This window comes from Desulfovibrio sp. GTC20076 (genome assembly GCF_055385905.1).
The window spans coordinates 1,400,101-1,419,891 of record NZ_AP039366.1 but is presented as its reverse complement, the minus strand read 5'-3'; the positions used below and the strand labels follow the sequence as shown (position 1 = coordinate 1,419,891).

General features: G+C 50.7%; 13 protein-coding genes. 1 reads left to right on the top strand and 12 read right to left on the bottom strand.

What is annotated here, in order from left to right; all coding sequences use genetic code 11:
- Positions 1-391: 391 nt before the first annotated feature.
- Positions 392-1,705, top strand: coding sequence for an ATP-dependent protease ATPase subunit HslU (hslU, locus tag ACZ495_RS06225; protein ID WP_012624644.1), 1,314 nt, complete (start codon positions 392-394; stop codon positions 1,703-1,705).
- A gap of 226 nt (positions 1,706-1,931) precedes the next feature.
- Here the strand turns inward: hslU and rfbH are convergent, their stop codons facing one another.
- From rfbH to ACZ495_RS06165, 12 genes are all read right to left on the bottom strand, one after another.
- A complete protein-coding gene (gene rfbH / locus ACZ495_RS06220; protein WP_464262839.1) occupies positions 1,932-3,233 on the bottom strand; it encodes a lipopolysaccharide biosynthesis protein RfbH in 1,302 nt (433 codons plus the stop codon).
- Between the two features lie 311 nt (positions 3,234-3,544).
- Positions 3,545-4,666, bottom strand: coding sequence for a CDP-glucose 4,6-dehydratase (gene rfbG / locus ACZ495_RS06215; protein WP_072312350.1), 1,122 nt, complete (start codon positions 4,664-4,666; stop codon positions 3,545-3,547).
- Positions 4,667-4,733: 67 nt separating this feature from the next.
- Positions 4,734-5,870 carry an SIS domain-containing protein gene (locus ACZ495_RS06210; RefSeq protein ID WP_464262893.1) on the bottom strand — a complete coding sequence of 379 codons (1,137 nt, stop codon included), beginning with the start codon at positions 5,868-5,870 and terminating at the stop codon, positions 4,734-4,736.
- A gap of 167 nt (positions 5,871-6,037) precedes the next feature.
- Complete coding sequence (locus ACZ495_RS06205; protein WP_072312348.1) at positions 6,038-7,849, bottom strand: thiamine pyrophosphate-binding protein; 1,812 nt, start codon at positions 7,847-7,849, stop codon at positions 6,038-6,040.
- A 154-nt stretch (positions 7,850-8,003) separates the two neighbouring features.
- The gene (locus ACZ495_RS06200; RefSeq protein ID WP_072312347.1) at positions 8,004-8,837 is read right to left on the bottom strand and encodes an N-acetylneuraminate synthase family protein; all 834 of its coding nucleotides are present in this window, start codon (positions 8,835-8,837) and stop codon (positions 8,004-8,006) included.
- A 183-nt stretch (positions 8,838-9,020) separates the two neighbouring features.
- On the bottom strand, positions 9,021-10,862 hold the full coding sequence (locus ACZ495_RS06195) for a glycosyltransferase (RefSeq protein WP_072312346.1): 1,842 nt from the start codon (positions 10,860-10,862) through the stop codon (positions 9,021-9,023).
- On the bottom strand, positions 10,859-11,938 hold the full coding sequence (locus ACZ495_RS06190) for an NAD-dependent epimerase/dehydratase family protein (protein WP_464262838.1): 1,080 nt from the start codon (positions 11,936-11,938) through the stop codon (positions 10,859-10,861). The genes ACZ495_RS06195 and ACZ495_RS06190 overlap by 4 nt, the downstream gene beginning before the upstream one ends.
- Positions 11,939-12,049: 111 nt before the next feature.
- Entirely contained in the window at positions 12,050-13,111 is a 1,062-nt protein-coding gene (locus ACZ495_RS06185; protein ID WP_072312344.1) for a glycosyltransferase family 2 protein, read from the bottom strand.
- The gene (locus tag ACZ495_RS06180; protein WP_464262837.1) at positions 13,111-15,060 is read right to left on the bottom strand and encodes a hypothetical protein; all 1,950 of its coding nucleotides are present in this window, start codon (positions 15,058-15,060) and stop codon (positions 13,111-13,113) included. Before ACZ495_RS06180 ends, ACZ495_RS06185 begins: the two co-directional genes overlap by 1 nt.
- Before the next feature lie 60 nt (positions 15,061-15,120).
- The gene (locus tag ACZ495_RS06175; RefSeq protein ID WP_072312342.1) at positions 15,121-16,158 is read right to left on the bottom strand and encodes an FkbM family methyltransferase; all 1,038 of its coding nucleotides are present in this window, start codon (positions 16,156-16,158) and stop codon (positions 15,121-15,123) included.
- A complete protein-coding gene (locus ACZ495_RS06170; protein WP_072312341.1) occupies positions 16,155-17,294 on the bottom strand; it encodes an FkbM family methyltransferase in 1,140 nt (379 codons plus the stop codon). Before ACZ495_RS06170 ends, ACZ495_RS06175 begins: the two co-directional genes overlap by 4 nt.
- Positions 17,287-19,221, bottom strand: a complete 1,935-nt coding sequence (locus ACZ495_RS06165; protein ID WP_464262836.1) for a B12-binding domain-containing radical SAM protein — start codon at positions 19,219-19,221, stop codon at positions 17,287-17,289. Before ACZ495_RS06165 ends, ACZ495_RS06170 begins: the two co-directional genes overlap by 8 nt.
- Positions 19,222-19,791 lie beyond the last annotated feature (570 nt).

Sequence of the window (19,791 nt, the reverse complement as noted above, 5' to 3'; positions counted from 1 at the left end):
CGAACAGTATCCGTTATTTTATAAGGACGGGCAAGCTTTAGTCAAACCGGATAGTTGCCGCGCGGTAAATTTGCCCGACCGCCATTGCCATCACGGTGGCAATGCCTATATTGACAGACAGGGCTGGCGTATAAAGGTTTTTTCAGTGAGGGTTTGCCCTGAGGGTACAGGCCGGTTTTGGCCTTTTGGAAGAGGCCGCCCTTGCTGTTGTGTTTGTACCTTGCAGGCAGATGGCGCTTGCGTTTTTTTGACGGCTTTTGCCCGCGCAGCCGCCGGAACGCCAGTGTATGCGTTCTGCCGCGCAGGAGCGTTTTACCCCCTGGCGGCGGGTTTGAAGCCGCCGGGGCAGACCGCTTTTTTCTACCGGCTTGCCCAAAATCAGGAGCGATTGATGAGCACTTTGACACCGCGTGAGATTGTGGCTGAACTCAATAAATTTGTCGTGGGCCAGGAGCAGGCCAAGCGCATGGTTGCCGTTGCCGTGCGCAATCGCTGGCGCAGGCAGCATCTTCCGTCGGATCTGCGCGATGAAGTTTCGCCGAAAAATATTATCATGATGGGTCCCACCGGCGTGGGCAAAACAGAGATCGCCCGCCGTCTGGCCCGGCTCTCCGGTGCGCCTTTCATCAAGGTTGAAGCCACAAAGTTTACCGAAGTGGGCTATGTGGGACGCGATGTGGAATCTATGGTGCGAGATCTTATGGAAATCGGCATCAACCTCGTACGCGACGAAGAGAACGCCCGTGTGCGCAAGGCTGCCGAAGCCGCTGCGGAATCGCGCCTTATGGATCTTTTGCTGCCTAACTCCTTTGGTCAGGAGGAGCGGGCATCCACCCGTGAAAAACTTTTGCAGCAGTTTCGTCTGGGCTTTCTGGATGAGCGCGAAGTGGAAATGGAAGTGACGGAACAGGGCGGAGGTGGCGTGGATATTTTCGCTATCCCCGGCATGGAGCAGATGGGCGGCCAGGTCAAGGACATGTTCAGCAAGGCCTTTCCCCCCAAGCACAGCCGCCGGAAAATGAAAATTCGCGATGCCTTCAATGTGCTGGTACAGGAAGAATCGGGAAAACTGGTGGATCAGGATGCCCTGAGCCAACGCGCCAAAGAGAGGGTGGAGCAGACAGGCATCATCTTTATTGACGAAATAGACAAGATTGCCAGTTCTTCGCAAAACCGCACATCGGACATTTCGCGCGAAGGGGTACAACGTGACCTTTTGCCTATAGTGGAAGGCAGTTCGGTAAATACCAAGTACGGCATGATACGCACCGACCATATTCTTTTTATCGCCGCCGGGGCGTTTCACTTCAGCAAACCGTCAGACATGATTCCCGAACTGCAGGGGCGTTTTCCGCTGCGTGTGGAGCTTCAGGCTCTGGGCCGTGAGGAGTTTTTGCGTATCCTGACCGAGCCTGACAATGCGCTCACCAAGCAGTACGAAGCCTTGCTCGGCACAGAGCAGATACGCCTGAGCTTTACTATGGACGGGCTGGAAGAGATTGCCGCCTTTGCTGAAGATATCAACTCGCGTACAGAAAATATCGGCGCACGCCGCCTGTATACCATTATGGAAAAAATTCTGGCCGACATTTCATTTGATGCTCCGGACATGCCGGGCGCGCAGATTGTGGTCAACAAGGATTATGTGGTTGAGCACTTGCAGGATGTACGCGGCGATCAGGATTTGACGCAGTATATTCTCTAGATCCAGAGCAATTTCATTTTGAAGTGCTTGCGTAACGGCGTACATCTCTGCTGTCTTCGCCGTTACTTCCTTTGTGGTGATACTCGAAATGCCCTTCTGGAGGGGCAAGCCTATGAAGTGCCTGTGGGCACTGCACACCGTGCGGGGCCGGGGATGTGAGAGTATCGCCATCGCGTTTGATTTGTGCAAGGACGGCCAAAGATAATTTAAAAACCGTGGAGATAAATTATTTCAAACGTGGACTGCGTTGTTTTTTGAAATATTCACGCAGGGTATGGGCGGCGTATAATATATGGTCTTCCGTTAATGCTGGATACAGACCGATCCAGAATGTTCGCTGCATAATTTTATCTGTGCCGAGCAAGTTGGCAGCAACGCGATGCGATACACCTTCAAAACAGGGTTGGTTGGTTATGTTGCCCGCAAAAAGCAGGCGCGTCCCTATCCGTCGGTAGTTGAGGTATTGCAGTAAATCTGCTCTGTCGTAGTTTTTTTCAATAGTAAGCAAATAGCCAAACCATGAAGGATCGGAGTGAGGCGTAGCCCTTGGCAAGGTCAGAGGACCACCTTCCAGAGGAGCTAGAGCCTCGGTAAGCAGGGCAAAATTGCGTTTTCGCAGTGCTGTAAATGCCGTGAGACGTTTAAGTTGCTCCACTCCAACAGCCGCCTGCATGTCAGTAATCTTCAGATTATAGCCGAGATGCGAATACACGTATTTGTGATCGTACCCCTCCGGCAGCAGAGGAAATTTCCATGTATACCGGCGCGTACAGGTATCGTCCGCGCCGGGTGCGCACCAGCAGTCGCGCCCCCAGTCGCGTAGCGAAAGAACTATTTTGCGCAGCAGGGGGTCGTCGCACACCACAGCCCCGCCTTCTCCCATAGTGATATGGTGGGCCGGATAAAAGGAAAATGTGGCCAGATGCCCAAAGCTGCCACACATGCCGATGTTTCCGGCCAGAGTATATGTGGAGCCAAGCGCGTCGCAACTATCTTCCACCAGCCAGAGGTCATGTTTTTGGGCGACAGTTCTAATGGTCGTCAAGTCAAAAGGGTTCCCCAAAGTATGTGCCATAAAAATGGCGCGCGTACGTTCGGTTATAGCGGCGGCGACCTGTTCGGCAACGGCGTTATATGTTGGTGGGGTTACGTCCACAAACACCGGCGTCAGGCCCAGCTGCACCAGTGGGGACACTGTGGTGGGAAAACCAGCGGCAACAGTTATGACCTCGTCGCCGGGCATGAGGCGGCGTTCCTTGAGTAATGGCGAACACAGGGCGGCTATGGCTAATAGGTTGGCGGAAGAGCCAGAATTGACGGCTAAGGCATAGCGACGGCCAAGGCGTTGGGCCAGAGCCTGTTCAAACGCTTCAGCAAAGCGGCCTGATGTAAGCCAAAAATCAAGAGAGGCTTCGCACAGGCTTTCCATTTCTTCCGGCCCCCAGCATTTGCCCGATACGGGCACGACCGACCGATTCGCCTTGAAGGGGGATGGGGCATGCACTGCGTGGTAATGCGAACGTGCCACAGACCTCCCTAAGGCGCGGAGTAGACGGTCAACCGCGCGAGACGTCAGGCGCGCGCCTGTTGTGGTAACGTCTGTTGCTTGTACTGACTTGGTTTCCCATACGTTCGCGCAGAGCGGAATGCTTTTTTTTGCAGCATCCGCAGTGTTAACCAAGGCCTCATCATCCAACGGCACAAGCAGGCCCTTTACGGGAGGCAGAGTATGCAGCCGCACTAGGTGCAGCGTGTCGTCGGACTTACTATAACCGATAACCGTATAAAGGTTGCCATCTGTCCCATTGGCATGGATGATCTCTCCCGGTTCAATCTGCATTAAGCGACTCCATCATTAACAACAGTTTGGGCGGCTGCATAGGCGTCAATCTGACGCAGGGTCACTTCGCGCATATGTCCGGGCGCAGGGTTGGCAGACCATGCGCGATACCAGTCCACAGTGACATTCAGGGCCTCAGCCACCTTGTAGCGCGGCCTCCAGCCCAGTTCGATATTGGCTTTGGTGCAGTCTAGGCGAAGCATGTGAGCTTCATGCGGTTGCGCGTCCTTGTCCACCACATATGTTCCATTGCCCCACAGTGCACAGATACGGCGGACGATTTTTTCCACTGGCCATATGTCGCCCATGTCTATGGGGGCAAAGTTCCAGCCGCAGCCATATTGGGGCCCTTCGACGTATAGCTTGGCCGCTAGCTGCAAATATCCGCTCAGACACTCCAATACATGCTGCCAGGGACGCACGGCGGATGGGTATCGGATATGTATGGGCTTGTTGTCGTGTAGGGCGCGAAAACAGTCGGGAATTAAGCGATCTTTGCCCCAGTCGCCCCCACCGATGGCGTTGCCCGCGCGAGCCGAACCCACGGCCACATGGTGGGATGTGCCGTATTCATTCAGTCCAAAAAATGATTTGATGTACGACATCGTCACCAACTCAGCGCACCCTTTACTAGCGCTGTAGGGGTCGTGTCCTCCCATAGGGTCGTTTTCACGATAGCCCCATACCCATTCATTGTTGCGATAGCACTTGTCGCTGGTGACAATAAGGACAGCACGTACAGAGGGACACTTGCGGCAGGCTTCCAGCAGGTGTGCTGTGCCCATGATGTTGGTCTCAAGTGTGATGATGGGGGATTCATAGGAGGGTCTGACTAGGGCCTGCGCTGCGAGATGTAGGACTATCTCGGGCTGAAATTTTTGTACTTGTTTTTCAAGCTGATTTAGTGAGCGGATATCGACGCGTTCGTGTCGCACGACCTCGTTTAGCCGCAGTGCGTCATGCATGGAAGGAATGCTGGGCGGCTCAAGACCGAGTCCCAAAACATTCGAACCCATATGTTTGAGCCATAGGCAAAGCCATGAACCTTTGAAGCCTGTGGAACCAGTGACAAGTACACGCCGCCCTGAAAAAGCAAAATATATATCCTTAAAGGCGTTCATTTACACTCTCCGTAAATATCCGAATTAGGTCGGCCAGTGCCGTGGTACATGGAGTAGGTAAGGAACGTCATATCGAGCGTTGTCTGGCATGGCAGGCATGCGCGGCGAGAATACGGTCACAAATTTCACGCACGGCCCCTTTACCGCCGGGAGCGGCAGTGACAATGTGGGCTATTTTCAGCACGGCAGGGTGGGCATCGCGGGGCGCGGCAACGTACCCTGCCAGCCTCATGGCGGCAAGATCATTGACGTCATTGCCCATGTAGATGACATTGTGGGGAGTAAGTGTGTGTTCCCGCATAAAAGCGGCAAGAAATGCGGCTTTGTCGCCGCAGCCCTGCTCAACGGGAATACGCATTTTATCAGCTCGTGCCCGTACTACGGGACTGGTCTCTGTTGAAAGGATTAGCATGGGGATATGAGCTGCCCGTAGCATATCTACTCCTAAACTATCGCTCCGGCTGCAATAAACGGCTTCGTGTCCGTGCTGGTCCACACGTACTATATTATCTGTGAAAACACCGTCAAAGTCAAAAATCAGTAGATCCACGCGCGGGGGCATGTTTGCCTTGATGCCAGGCCGTCTGAGGGGGCTATGGGAAATATCATGGGTAGTACACAGTGGCACGGCAGGGGCTGCGGCTGGCTGGTTTCCGAAAACGTATTCTTTCAGGCAGGTACACAGAGTATGGTACATGGGGAGGTGTAGCTCCTGTACGTGAGCGGCTATGTCGGAAGGATACCGCAACTCAGCGTCCAGCAGTTCTGCCATTTCCCCGCCATCACAGCCGGTAAGACCGATGGTGGTGCAAGAGAGCAGACGAGCCACGCGCAGTGCGTGGTTTACATTGGCGGAGTTGCCCGACGTGCTAATGCCTAGCACAATATCGCCGGGGTTTGCCAAGGCATAGACTTGTTGGGCGAAGGACAGATCCCCGTTAACATCATTTGCGAAAGCCGTGGGCAGGGCTACGCCTGATACCAGCGAAATAGCGGCGATGCCACCTTGTAGGGCGGAGAGTTCCTCTATGTGTGCGGGATAGGCATCAGCAAGACGACGCAAAAAGCCTTGTGGAAGCGAACGGTTGAGTATAAAGGATTTCATGAGTTCGTCCACAATATGCTCGGCAGCGGCAGCGCTCCCCCCGTTGCCGCAGATAAGAATTTTGCGCTGCCGCGCTGTACATTCTGCAAGCAGCTGCATTGCTTTAGCAAAGGGGGCTTGGGCTTGCTCCCACTGAGGAAAGCGTGCTATCAACCTTTGCCAGTGCTTGTGGATGAGACGCTGCATGAGTGTACCTTTATTTTGAAGTAGATATTATCAAAATCTGCTTGGAGTAGCCTTTTGCTGCCATGGAGACGCAGCCTCGTTTAGGTGTCCTCTTCCTGCCCTTCCGTCGGAAAAAGCAGATGCGACTGCAATTCTGCACGATCGAGAAAAGGAGACATGTCTTCCGGCGGCAGTGAAATCATACGCCCGTCAGCCAATTTTCTAGCGGCAATTTTGGGTTCAAAACCTTGTTCTGGGTCAAGTAGAGCTTCAATAATGAGTGGCCCATTTTCTTCAAGGGCTTGCCTGAGTTGCTGCTGCCAAGTGTTGCCTACAATACGGTGGTAGCCAAGGCCAAATGCCGCAGCCACGCCCTCGAAGGAGGGAAAGCCTAGACCCGTGTCCGGGCCGGTACCCAATTGGTATTTGAAAAAGCTGCGTTGGGTTTGCCTGATGGACATATATCCGTCATTATTGTAAATAACTATTATGATTGGTAGATTGTTTTGACGTATTGTAGCCAACTCTTGCATGTTCAACATAAAGCTGCCATCACCGTCAAGGCAGATGATACGTTGGCCAAGCACCGCAACTGCGGCACCTATGGCCGCAGGCACGGCCATACCCATGGGGCCATTGCCAAAGTTTGCAATGAGCCGCTGCCTAGGGCGTAAACTGCCTGCCTGTTGGGCGGTTACCCCAGCGCTGGCGTTGCCAGGCACGATGATATCGCGCTCTTTTAGCATTGTGAACAGTTCTTCCGCAAACCAATACGGATTGATTCGTCCTTGGGCATTCAGTCTGCGCAGATGTCCCGGTACTGCGGGTAGTTGACGTACGCGTTCGCGGCAAAAATCCAGCCATTGGGGATGTACAGCAACATTCTGCGCCGCGCATGCGGCATCTAGAGCCTGTACGAAAGCTTTCGTTTCAGCTAGTATTGTCGTATCGGCAATGTACTGTGGGCGTTCACATTCTGTCGCTTCACACTCCACTACTATTTTGTGAGCATTTTTACCCATGGCTGGCCAGTTGTAGGTTGTCATGGTTAGATGCATGGTGACACCCAAGAATATCAACAAATCGGCATTTTGCACATTGATGTTGCCCGCACGGGTGCCCACATTGCCCATACCACCTGCATAGAGTGGGTGTTCTTTTTGGATGATGTCCAACGTGCCCGCACAAAGCACGGGACAACCCAAGCGCTGGGCTAAAGCGCGAAAAGCCTTTGTTGCCTGTACAACTCGCAGGCCCGGTCCCGCAACCAGCATGGGACGTTTTGCGTTGGCTATGGCCCTAGCGACGTTATCTGCTAGGGAAGAAAGATCCGCCGGGGGAGTCAAGGGTATATGGAACGCGGGTAAGGTTTGTGGCTTAATTTTCATGCCCTGTACATCCACAGGAATTTCAATCCATACCGGACCGGGTTTGCCTGACATGGCCACGCGCCAAGCCTTTTCCATTTCATACACAATGCGGGAAGGGTCGTGCACGGCAACCGCATACTTGGTGATAAAGTTGGCCATGGGTACTGTCTGGGCTTCTTGCTCGCCAGCCTGTCGAAGCTGTCCTACTAAGCCGTAGGTCGCGCACAGGGTTTCTCGCTTGGATTGGCCAGAAACAATAATCATGGGTAGCCCATCCACATACGCGCCGAAAACCCCCGTCATGGCATTGAGCGCGCCAGGGCCAGAGGTTATTTGGACGATGGCAGGTCTGCCCGTCACATGGGCATAGCCTTCCGCCGCTAAGGCACAGGCCTGTTCGTGATGGCAACAGAGCGTATGTATGCGCTGTTCTGACGCTAGAGCATCGTTAAGGTGCATAGCCATGCCCCCTGTGAACAGGAAGGCCTGCCGCACATTTTTTGCGGCAAGAAAATCAAAAATATAAGCAGCTACTGTTATCATGGAGCAGTACCCTGAAGCCTACATATTCCAGCATATGCCGGCAGTATTATTGCTTTGCCTTAAATATGGCCAGCATACCATCGATATTGCAGTTTTGTGGTGGAGTAAATTTTCATAGTCTGGTGCGCCTTTCATTCAGTGGGCTTTGGCAGAACTACTTCAGATGCGCCCGCAGTTTTTGGGCCACAGCAGCTTCTTCGGGCAAAATGCGTTTTATACCATCGCCAATGGCAGCTTCAAGAATGCGTGTGTACCTACATAATTGGTGTATGCCAGCGCCTTCCAGACTGGCGGCTTGGTCAGAGCCATACATGGCGCGATCAAGGGTGATGTGGCGTTCAATGGATGTGGCCCCTAACATAATCGCTCCTGCGGAAACGGCAACCCCTGTTTCATGTCCGCTATAGCCGACTGGACACTTGAAAGTGGCGCGCAAGGTTTCTATGCAGCGGAGGTTAGCATGCTCCACCTTCATGGGGTATGTGCCGACGCAGTGCATAAGTTCGAAAGGGCAGGCGGCTTCGCGGAAAATTTCTACGGCATGGCTGATTTGTTCCATTGTGGACATGGCGGTTGAAATAAACGTGTACTTTTTGCGGCTTGCGACGGCGCGCAAAAATGGTTCGCTCGTAATCATGGCAGATGCGACCTTGCTGTACTTGCAGTTGTATTGGTCAAGAAAGGCTAGACTGTTCACGTCCCAAGCTGAAGCGAACCACTCAATCCCCAGTTTTTTGCAATACTCATCAATAACATCATATTCGGCCTTGCCGAATTCTAGACCTGCTTTTTGGTGGCGTTGGGTCGTGCCCCAAGGGCTTTCACGCGGAGAATCCAAAAACTCCTTGGTGTAGACAATGTCAATATCGCGTTTTTGAAATTTGACTGCATCGCAGCCCGCGCTGATCGCCTGTCGGATAAGATCCTTGGCGATTTTTAGATCACCGTTATGGTTGATGCCAATTTCTGCGATGATAAAGACGCTCATGAGCTACCCTTTCATGTTGGAGGTGTGGTTGGTGCGCAGTTGTGGCGGATTCAATAGCCCCCCCTTGCCAGTTTGGGGCAGAACTACCAAGTTGAGTTTAAAGTTTTTAATAAAATCTAATTGTCATGGTATGTTAGAAGCTATAGCTGTAAGTCATCTTGGGACACAGTACATCCAGTATGTCTATGCTTTTATAATGGTGTCCATTGCTGGCGAGGACAACAGCAGGGCTAAGCCGGAATCGTAGGGGCCAAAATCAATTTGGAGGATATCCTTGTTAAGTGCTTTGGCCATGTACTCTACTGCGTCCATAATTTTAGGATAGGCGGAACCATAACTGTTGACAGCCAGAATGCTCTGCGGTCCGACTGAGCTGGAGAGTTTCTCGAAATCTTTTTGCAAGTTAGGCGATGTGTTGAAGAAAAGCAGGTCAAGCTTTTTACGAGCTAGTGGGCTATGCCAACCATCTCGGCGCAAGAGAAAATGGATATCTCGTGCCGCAGGGATCCCTGCCCAAAGGAGATCGCGAGTAACATCCATCTGCAGATACTGCGGACTCATAACCTTGGTCAATCCTCTTCCGGGCAGGGAGTCCTCTGCAAAGACAATTCCTCGTTTGTTGTTTCTGCGAAGGTAGTCGGCCCAGAGGATACTGTAGTATCCCATGCCCGTACCCACTTCCAAAAAACTGTGAAGGTTGTTTTGTTGGATAATGTTCAGCAACAGTTGCGCCTTGAAGGCTTCCAGATGTCCAAGGGCAGCAGTGCGCAAGCTCCAGTAGTTGGGCAGGCGCACGGTTTCGAGGGTGATGGCATCCGGGTACTGTAAGGGGAAGAGCTGGTACCAGTAGTGCCATGTTTCTTTTTGTATCGCTGTCGCCATGTCCCACCAGTCTTTTTTGATGATGCGGGATTTCTGGTCGTTTCTCGGGGGGGCACTGCGTGAAAGGGCGCGCACCAACTGGAAGTTGGGACTCAGGTCTATCCACCCGTGGGCATGGCCACCATTCAGGATGGGCGGAATCTGTTCCGCAAGTTCACGCATGCGGATGCTTACGGTATGGCGTGAGCGAAAAAGCGCATATGCGGCTTCGGTCGTTTCTTTATAGAGATCTGGGTGTTCCAGCCAGTGTTGGGCCTTTTCTACACAATTGCTACTATCCGCAAGGATAAAGTGTTTGTCTGGCTCCATGCCCAGATGTTCAACTCCACAGATGTTGTCACACAGGGCCACGGTGCAACTGGCCATGGCTTCAAACAGCTTCAAAGGCATGAAGTGAAACTGTGAAGAGCAGAAGGCGGAAATACGACTTTGGGCCAAATCCTGCACATAGGATGAGGGGGGAGAAACAGTTTTCAGCAGGCTGTAGCCCGGATGATGCGGCACGCACAGGGACAGGCCGGATTGCTGAAATGCTTGGGCCATCTGGCTGCGTACTGGGTAGAATTCCGGTACATTCGCTCCTGCCAGTAAGATATCGTGTTGCTTGGGCAGGCCAGGGATATAGATATTTTCCGAGGCATAACTGCCGATGGGCATAAAGATGACTTTTTCTTGGACTGTCGGCGGAAAATAGTAGCGCATAGCTTCAGGAGTAATAAAGGGAGAAAGAAAGGCACTTATGTAGAGGCAAAAATTATTACTCAGAAGAACCCTATTCCAGTCCTGGGGGCTAAGATGCCAAAAATCCCCACAGGCTAATATCTTGGGCAACTTGGTCTTGTGAAGATTAAGAGGAAAATGCCAAAGATGGGACGGTAGGACATACTTGAGGGAGAGTTGAAGCCCCAAGGGATCTCCTGCTAGCTCTCGTTCGGGCAAAGCGCAAAAGATGGCATCAAAATTGTTTTCACCACCGTAGGTTTCAAGGATTTCTGGCACGTCGGCGGTGTGGTATCCTGGATAGCCAGGACCGTACAGCACGCTGCCGGGAAAGTATTGGGCTATCAGCTCTTCCATCTCGCTTATCAGTCGGCCTTGGGCTAGGGCCGTTGTCTGCTTGATGCTTAGGTACAGTAACTTCATGCCAGCCTCGTGCACACGTTGTGGGTTCTGCTCAAAAACCAGTGTAGTGTGGTCCTCAGGCCTTCTTCCAGTGTTACCCATTCTTGCACCTGCAGGTCGGCGCGTATTTTTGTTGTGTCGGGCACATAGCATGTGGGAGCGTTGCTTCGTGTGCTGCCTCCGTGCACGTTTACGCCCGTGCTGGGCGATGTCAGTCGGGAGCAGATCTGAGCCAGTTCCAGAATACTTACGGCATGCTGGCTGCCTATATTGTAGGGCACGCCGTGCTCTCCCTCAGTAAGCACAGTCAGCAACCAAACGGCCATATCGCTGCCATACATATAGGAGCGTACGGGCCGACCGTCTCCGTACACCTGAATATCCCTGCCGCACAAGAGATCGGCCATAAAGCTCGCCAGCGCATTGCTGCCGTTGAGTTCAAGGTGCGCACCGCAAAAGGTGAAACATCGAGCTACCGGTACGCGAATGCCATACCTCTGTCCTAAGGCCACGGCGAATAGTTCCAGAAAACGCTTGCTTTCTCCGTACAGGGTAGGCTCTTGCAGTTTTTTTGTCAGAGAAGGAGCTTCTTCCCGAAAAACACTGGTATCCGGGCACAGGGCCGGAACGCCATACACCGCGCCGGAAGAAAGTACAAGCACAGAGTGACAGCCGCAGGTCCCAGCCATGCGAAAAAGTTCTTCTGCGCCTAATACGGGCACGGCACAGTGATGCGCGGCCCAGTCAGGTGTGTAGGAATTGCGATGATTGACCGCCAGCACCGCATAGTCAAAGTCGGCCACAGGTAGGGTCTGCAGTGTCAATATGTCCCCCTCAAGCACATCAAGGTCAGACCGCCCGTTCAAGTGCGGCAAGGCGGTCAAAAAGGCGCGTCTGCTTCTGGTCAGGACCTGCACACGTAGCTGGAGTTTTGCCTGCTGGTTACACCAGAGCAGGCTTTCCATCAGCCAGCGCCCCACAAATCCCGTACAGCCAGTCAGGAACACAGAGGTGTTTCTAAATTTTTCCGCCCGCGCCCCCAGCTGAATAGAAATATTTTGCAGATCTTCTATAAACAGGCTAAATTTTGACTGCATGTAGAGCTCCTAAGGCATTCTTTGTTTAGATTAGGAACAGTGGGGAGCATACCCTCCTGCTAAAAATTCCAGTTTTTTGGTGCGCGAGCTAAGTATGTGACCGATTTTGTTCTAGATGTCTAGAACAAGAATATGGTCGTCATCAATGCCCAACGTGTACAGAGTTTCTGTAATGGGTTGCACCGCGCTGCTGGCGATGATCACCACCATATCCACATCTGTAAATTCGCCAAGCTGGTTGGGACTGAGTACCGCCTTGCCTGAAAAGTCTTGTCCCCATTTGGCAGCATCTGAGTCCACATAGGCAAAGACAGAAAGCCCCATGTCTACCAAAACTGTTGTGACACTTTTTCCTGCAGCCTCTGTGCCGTAGACAAAGAGGTGTTTTTTTTTATGCAGGGTTGAGGCGTGGCGTGTCAGGCGGGAAGCGATATAAGCGGTATCACTGAACGGAATTTCTGAAAAACCTCGGTGTCGCAACTGCAGATTGACATATTCGCGTTGGGCCTGGAAAATCTTGCGGCTTTTCGGTCCCTTGTCAGTTTTGTCCACATGCATGTTTTTGCCGTGAATGCGGTAATAACCAAGCACGTCCGGCAAAACGCAGACTTCGGCACGGGTCATGGCCAGCATAAGCAAGCATCCGTCACTATAACCTCTCATTCTTTCCGGCTGTTGTAGAGGGAAAAAGGGGGCAATGCATTCCTTGGTAAAGGATAAGGCGGAGCAAGGGCTGTGATTGTACATATATCCGTAGGTGAGCAAGGCGTCGCGTCTGTTCAGATCTTCACGGATTTTGCGGTAAATACCTTGTCCATTGGGTGCAAGATAGTGTTGCACAATCCGGTTGGATCTGTGGGCTGCAACAATGTGTTCCAGCTTTTGCGGATACCAGAAGTCGTCACTGTCTAAAAACGCGACAATTTCACCGCTGGCACGAGCAAAGCCAGCGGAAAAGGCGCTGGTTTGGCCGCCGTTTTTTTTCAACACAGATCGTACTCGTTTATCGATTCTGGTGTATTGTTCGATGATTTCAATAGAATTGTCGTCTGAGCCATCGTCAACTACAAGACATTCAAAGTCGCTAAACGATTGGGCCAACACAGAATCCAGAGCTTGGCCGAGAAAAGAGGCATAATTATAGTTGTCTATAATAACAGAGATATGAGGCATCAATTGTCCTGCCAGATGTTATATTCAAGTTCGATAAACTGGCGACGAATATTTATAATGCCTACTATGGTGCCGCCAATATCCTCTGCCGTTCGCAAGGCATCGGTATAATCATCAATAGGTTTCACCGTACTCGGCCCGAAGGAATACGGTACAATAGCTCCAGCGAACTGCTGCCGGGCTTTTATGTTAGCCCGTATATCTTGTTGTTCTTGGTAAGAAAAATGGCTCTGCTCAAAATATGTGCAGGCTTCTTCCGGCAGCCAGTCAAAAAAATACTCCTTAAACTTTTCGGTGGAAATAACATGCACGCCATAACCCATCTCTGTGATCAGGCGGGCTATGCTCAACGTGTGGAAGATAAAGGCACTGTGTGTCACGAGTAGGGTGCTGCCTGAGGGACTCGTGTCCTCAAGGCGTTGGCGCAGACGTTGCACAAAGGCAATGTCCTCGGCATAGGAGCGATATGCTTTTTCGCGAAGACAGGGAATGTCAAAGTCTGACAAGGTTTCAAATCCCGCTTCCAGATAGTGCACCTTTGCTCCCCAGGTCATCAATATCTGTTCAAGGGAACGGCAAGCGCACAGGCCGTCCTCGCCAAGCTGTCGCAGCGCAGAAGCGGTTTTGGAAAGCATTAGGCCCCTGCCCCTGCCGAAAGAACACACGAATAGATAGCCGGGATTAAGAAAATAGTCGCTTACGGTGTCAGCAAAAGCGGGCGGTAAGCTCAGATCTGGGTCGGCCAGCATTAGCCATGTTTGGAGCGGGCAGACCGCAAGGGCGCGCCGGAGAATATCGCCAAGCGTGGTGTTGGCTGTAATCTGGTCAGAAAAAATATGTCGGATGGTTTCTGAAGCGGGGAATACGCGCTCTACGTCATTTTTCAGGTTGGCGGCACCCACTATGTATATGCCGGACAGGGTATTCATGTGTTGCCGGGCAAAGTCTAGTTCCTGTGGAGTGCGAACTGGCTGTACGAGCCAAACCCCATCAGGTTTGAGATTTTGCACTGCATTGCCTACACGCAGTGCGTCATAGGGTTGGTAATTAGCTGTCACCGAAGCCATGTCTAGCCCTAGTGATGGCGGGGTATCGCTCATACTCGTGGCGGCAGAAAACAGATGAACTTTGCCTGCTTTCAATTTGGGGGATTGTACAGACTCAAGCCGCTTGTACAGAGTTTCGGAGGCATCGTCCACTTCATCATTGGCGTTGCGGCTGTATGTTTTCAGAGGCATGCCGCAGATGTCGCACCAGTGGAATTGGTCGGAAAATTCGCTGATATCTTTCTCCCACCAGCCTGGCTCAATGGTTTTACCGCCCGGCCCGTCAAAAAGCAGGTCTAGGGTGCCAGCAATTTCACAGAAAAAAGCTCCCTTGGGAGTGATACTGGCACTCCAGAAATTTTGCAGCCAGCAGTTGGCGCGCATGCGGGCAAATTCTGCATCTCCTATGCCTAGATCCTTACGGCTGATTAGAATCGGTTGATGAAAACTCGGATTGGTGTGGTCATTAAGCCAGAGGTCAGTTACGGTGTCCTGCACGATTTCATACCGAGAATAAAAATTTTTTGGCATGGAGGTGAACAGCAAAAAACCGCGCCCTGCATTTACAGAGCCTTCAAACCACCGCTGCATTTTTGCAAAGCCCAGGCAGTCTCTGACCAGAGCTTGGCAGCGTCCGTCGTCAGCTTTTTTAGGTTTTCCTCTTTTTTGCAAAAGGTATGTGGCAAAGCGGTGGTATTCAGGGTGCAGTAACGGTTCGCCGCCGATGGTTGAAATAAGGCCCCGGTAACCGTCCAAAGAGTCAACAGCTCTTATGAAGGTTTCAAAATCCATGAAAAAGTTTTTCCTATGATGCCCGCAAAAACGTGTACAATTGGAACACTGTTTGTGGCAGGCATTGGTGATGTCTATCTCAATAATCGACATTTCTCGAAGTTGGCGCATGTACGTCTCCTGCAGGCTTGCGGCTGCCAAGGTAGCTGTCGAAAAGCTTTGCAAACAGCTTTACCAAGCGTAAAGTAGGCTATCTCCCCAGGTCGGGGAATAGTGATGAAATGCAAATTGGTAGTTGACTGCGAAATTTTTCAGCAAAAGAGGAATACGGTACATGTCTGATGGGTTATGATACAGAGAAATGGCCAGTCGCGGCTTGCAGCGACATATGGTTTCTTGGGCACCCAGCAGCATATCATACTCTGCACCTTCAATATCGGCTTTGATGAAGGTAACTTCCTTGTGCGCAAAAAACGTATCAATGGTTGTGACGTCTACAGTAGAGGATTGTCCCCAAACGGGAGCGTCGGCAGATAGAAGAGCACTCCCCCCGCCTGCCAGATTCCAGTTTCTGAGAACGCCACTGCCATTGTAGCGGCTCAGACAGTTTTTTACAGGCACGAGTGTCTCTTCATTTAAGGCCCATTCCCGGACAAGCCGTTGGCAGCGGGTAAGAAGTGCGGCAAAATATCGATCATCCGGTTCAAAAGCGTAGTATGTTTGGATATGGGCGTCGTGCGAAAAAAGAAATTTTTCCAAGGAATCCCCGCAATAGGCCCCCGCATCAACCACAACATCGTTGAGACGCGGCAACTGGAAAGGAAGGCCACTTTCGTAGCGAAACATGGGTGATTCCACCAGCCAAGGAGGGACGTCCATCAGTTTTTTTCTGCTTTCCACCACCGCAAGATATTTTTCCCGTGAAGCTTGATCGGAAAAAATATTAAGGGTTTCTTGGATTTTTCTTTCATTTTTGGCAAGGACGTAAGCGTCAACAGATATACAGCGAGCATGACTGTTGAGGGCGAGCGCTTGCTTTTTTATGGAAAAAAATGTTTCTCTAGCAGTTGTGGCAACCAGTACGAGCGGATTATTTAGAGAGCAGATTCTTCGGCCATCGGCAATAACAATGCCATTGATCCGTGCGCCGACTTTTTCTGCTGCAGTGTCTACGAAAAAGTCAGGACGGATGCCTTCATATTCCAGAATACCGCTATAATACAGTGCTGTATTGCCAACCCCCCAGAAAACGATGGGAGAATTTTTCATTGCCGCTCCTTTGCCAGGGCATACACCATAAGCTCCCCGTAAGATGTAGTATGCTGGCGTATGCCCAGTTCGTATGCACCCGCTTTCGCAATACGCAGAGGAAGTTCGTAAAAATCATTCTTTTTGTGATAGAGAGAAAAAATTAGATCTGGTTTCACCGTGCGTAGGAGATTGTGCCCTCCGTCCAATACGTTCGCCTCCCCTCCTTCCACATCCGCTTTAATGACAGTGGGCTTGGGGCCCAGCCGATGGAATAGGCTGTCAAGGCTGCGCATAGGCACCTCAGCTCTTTTTCTTTCGTCTACAAAATAAAGATTGGAACCTTGTCCCTCCGTTGAGATGTACGTCATGCCGTCAGTCGCGGATATGGCAGCAAACAGAGGCAGCACATTGCGGTCATTGATAGTATTTTTTTGTAGCTGCAAAAAACTGTTCAGATCCGGTTCAACGGCATAGTAAGTATATTCATTTTTTTTGCCGCAGGGCGTGAAGGTGCGGTAATCGTGCCAAGTGTCGCCAAAGCTAGCACCCAGATCACAAAAAACGTCATAGCGGATGCGGTGCAGGAAGTCTCGATCAAAGTATGGATGCGGGGTATACGCTTTTTGCATGTATGTTAAGTCTAGCGTAAACTGAAAAGATAAAAAGTTTTTGAGAACTTCTCTGGATGTTGGATCAAGTAGGGCGACAAGTTCAGCTAGGTTGGCATTGTGTTCATACTCTTCCATGTGCAGGCCGATGGGGGCTACTGGGGTGGACGCTAGGGGAAGCTCTATGGGTAAGACCGTCTCCACCGGGTACTGTCGGCACAATGTAAACATTTCTCCGGCATAGGCGGACGAAAGTACCACCAGCGCGTTTTTGGCTTCGGCAAGTGCCGCGACCGGGCGTGTGAGGATGTTTTTATAGCTAGTACCGATACGCGTAGAGTCAGCATCAACGCAAAATAGAGGAGTGACGCCTTCTTTTAGCAATAAATCAATGGTCCCTCGGCCATAATGTCCTGCTCCAAAAACCACAACTTGACGGTCTTTGACGGCATCCCATGAAGAAAAGCGCCCCTCTGAAAAAACAAAAATGTGTTTTTTTAGGGCAGCCAGTTCACTGGGAGAAAAAAGACCTGTTAAGCTATTCATGCGCCATCCTTTGCAATGAATGTGCGGATAAATTGCCATCAGGTGCGAAAAATTTCCCGCTGGCCTGAGTAAAGCCTATCTCCCTAAGATTGTATATATTTTTTATCGTCGGAAACTTTGTGCGTACAGTATTCGCAATGGAGTCAAACTGATCGACCGCCGATACGATCACTGTATCGCAAACAGTGGTTTTGATTTTTTCCGGACTGAATACTTTGTTTTTATTTCTGACTTCCCCCCACAGGGCAGGGTTTTCATCCACTTGGAGCCAAGGAATCTTTTGTAGACTCCGCGACACAGCAGAGAAGAGCATCAGGAAAACCCCTGCTCCCCAAAATGTTACAGTGGAACCGTCCAGTAACCGTTGGAGGGTGGCATCGATAAGGTCGGCATAGGCTTTCAGGGCGACAAAAGTATGTGACTCGCCGCACCGAGGACACAGTGATCTACAATGCTTGGCCAGATTAGAAGGGTAAACGCTGACGGTGTTTTTGTGTGAACAGCGTCTGCAAAAGAAAGAGGCACTATAGTAAACGTCATTGTCTGCGTGAAGGACAAGGGAGGACTCTCTTTGTACCCAGTCCAGAAGCAGAGCTTTTTTTTCTTCATTCAGGCGACCAGTAACAAAAAGATCGTATTCCTCGTCAGAGAGTTGTGACATGTTGACAAGAGGGCAGCCTTTTTTGATGAAATCCAGCGTATCCGTGATGCGGCCTGACTGTACCGCAAGGTTGTACAGGGCTGAGCCGGGATAGAGTCTGATCATCGCATATTCCATGAAGATGACTTTATCCTTGATAGAGTTGGCAAAGGCAAAGGTATTTTCGATAGTCGTCTTGTTTTCCGCTACATCCCCAAAAATAAACTGTCCGGTACAGAGTATCCCGGCATCAAAGGTTCGCTGCACTGTTTCATGAATATCTTGGACGGTGATTTTTTTATTCATACTCCGCAGCACATTGTCGTCGCCGCTTTCAAAGCCATAAAAGATACGGATGCAGCCACTTTCCTTCATGCGGTGCAAAACGTTCGACGTCATGTGCTGGCCGACACGTAAATAAACTAGCCATTGGATATCAAACTTCTGGATCCTTTCGCAAAAAGCATAGAGTCGCTGACTATTGTAAGCAAAAAGTTCGTCATCCAGAAAGATGCGGTTGACGTTTTTTCTGTTTACTAGGAATTCCAGCTCGGTAAAAATATTGTCTAAAGAGCGTTGCCTGTAGGTTTGTCCGCCGGACTTTGAGCAATATGTGCAGGAAAATGGGCAGCTACGGCTGGTCACCAAGGGCGCGGAAATGATTTTTTGACTGCCGGTGACATGCTGTCCGCCTTGCTGAAAAAATTTGAAGCCATCCCAGTCGGGGAAGGGCAGGGCATCTAGGTCTTTTATGGGGTTACGCGGCTTGGTGTAGCAAAGAGTTTCTCCGTGCGGAGTGTTTTCCCTATAGACAAGGCCATCTACGTCTGCGAGGTTTTGTCCTGTTTCCAGCGCTTGGATCATTTCATAGGTAGTGAACTCTCCTTCGCCGATAATGCCGATGTCAGCGCTGTGGATGCCCCGCATGGCCTCGTCGGGGCTGTAGGTGACCAGCCCTCCGCCCATAAAAGTGATGATTGAGTGATCAATAGATTTGACGTAATCCATCATTTCTTTCATCTGGTTAAACCCGGAGACAAGCCCGCCGATACCCACCATGTGAATGCTGTGCCGTAGGATGTATTCTTTGACGATTTGTTTTTCATCCCCGAGTTCAACGTTGAGATTTAGAGTATGAACCCGGCAACCGCGGCTTTTGAGATAGGCGGAAACGTAGGCGGGACCAATGGGAGGAACAGACCAGTCAAATAACTGATAAGATTCGCGCAACAAGATCAACAGAATGTTGGGTTGCTCGCGAGAGAACATTAAAGAGGGACCGTTCATCACGCACCAATGGTTTACGTCGCCAAAAACAGAAATATTTTTTCAATAGCCATGGCGTAGAAAGAAAAGACATGTAGGGGCTGGCATATTTCTCTGAATATCACCGATTTGCCGCAGGGCTATGCTGTCCTTACATCATATATCCTTATGAGACTGAAGAAATCGCCCTTGTCGATCATGATTGCGCTTTCCCGTGTCCTTCCTTGGTACTAGCGGATGGAACTATCATATGCTTCGCAAGTCTAATCTTGCTTAACGTTATGCCATTTATTGAGTTTTGTAAAGAAATCTGAAGCAACATGCTTCTGCTTTTAAGCCCTAAAGTGTGGGGCCATGGAACTACAGTAAGGATTCCAGTTTGCACTATATGTATTGGCATTGGTCGCTGAAAACAGAATGATTGATTATTAGAGGCATCGTGCTGGTATATTTGATAATACATATTATCATTTATATATAAATGTATTCCATGGGTTTTGAAGCAGATTATGGGAATGTGTTTCTGGAAATACCGAGCCATAGGCCAATGGTAACTAGTATGTAACGTCAAGTTTACACTGAAAAAATTCA